Genomic DNA, 552 nt, shown 5'->3' with positions numbered 1-552 from the left:
GGCCCCCAGGCTCAACGCTGGATTTCTTGACCTGTGAATCGACGTTCGAGCTCATGAACTGTGTGCCGGGGCCCCAATAGACCAGCTCGCTCTGCCAGTCATCGGCACGACCGCCGGCGAAACCAAGGGTTTTAAAGCCCATGGATTCGAGTGCGACATTACCCGTCAGCACCATCAGATCGCCCCATGAGAGATCACGGCCATATTTCTTCTTCACTGGCCACAGCAGGCGACGCGCCTTGTCGAGGCTCGCATTATCGGGCCAGCTATTCAGCTGCTCGAAGCGCTGCTCGCCACCCTCTTCACCCCCTCGGCCGTCCATGGCGCGATAGGTGCCTGCTGCGTGCCAGGCCATACGAACGAAGAACGGGGCATAGGTACCGTAATCGGCAGGCCACCAGGGCTGAGACTGGGTCAGGGTCTTGCGGATATCTGCCTTGACGGCTGCCAGATCGAGCTTGCTGAAATCGCGCGTATAGACGAAATCCGACCCATAGGGGTTTGACTCGCTGTCATGCACACGCAAAGGCGACAGGTTCAGACGTGTCGGCC

At 59.6% G+C, this 552-nt stretch carries 1 pseudogene; it reads right to left on the bottom strand.

The features are described 5' to 3' along the window. A pseudogene (locus P792_RS0120140) lies at positions 1–552 on the bottom strand (peroxidase family protein); the annotation flags it as partial.

Source organism: Asaia sp. SF2.1, from assembly GCF_000505765.1.
Lineage (GTDB): Bacteria > Pseudomonadota > Alphaproteobacteria > Acetobacterales > Acetobacteraceae > Asaia > Asaia bogorensis.
The sequence above is the reverse complement of the archived record's forward strand: the minus strand, read 5'-3'. Positions and strand labels throughout refer to the sequence as shown.